Below are 396 nucleotides of genomic sequence, written 5' to 3' on the forward strand. Positions count from 1 at the left end.
CCTCTCCGGAGAGGGGCCCTTCGTCATGCCGCAGGGCTAGTGCCAGCTGTGCGGCGCGCGGAAGCCGCCCTCGCGCTCCAGACGGCGCCAGCCGGCCTTCGGGCGTCCGCGGTGGGACGGGGACTCCGCCGGTGCCGATGCCGCGCGGGCCAGCAGGATCGCCGTGATGGCGGCGACTTCCTCGGGCTCGGCGTGGCCCTTCTCGACGCGAATGTCAGAGGTGCTCATAGGTCACAGTCTCCGTGAGAGAGGTTTCCGCGGATGTACCGCGAAGGATCCGCTGGGTTACCGGGCGGGATCACTGAGGGGGGTTGCCGTGCTTTCGCGAGGGCAGGTCGGCGTGCTTGGTGTGCAGCATCGTGAGCGACCTGATGAGCACCGAGCGGGTCTCGGCCG

The 396-nt window shown here is 70.2% G+C and carries 1 protein-coding gene; it reads right to left on the reverse strand.

Annotated elements, in window-relative coordinates:
• Positions 1 to 36 precede the first annotated feature (36 nt).
• Positions 37 to 228 carry an acyl-CoA carboxylase subunit epsilon gene (locus tag IEY89_RS39545; RefSeq protein WP_189152356.1) on the reverse strand — a complete coding sequence of 64 codons (192 nt, stop codon included), beginning with the start codon at positions 226 to 228 and terminating at the stop codon, positions 37 to 39.
• Between the last annotated feature and the right edge of the window lie 168 nt (positions 229 to 396).

This window comes from Streptomyces lacrimifluminis (assembly GCF_014646095.1).
Taxonomy (GTDB): Bacteria; Actinomycetota; Actinomycetes; order Streptomycetales; family Streptomycetaceae; genus Streptomyces; species Streptomyces lacrimifluminis.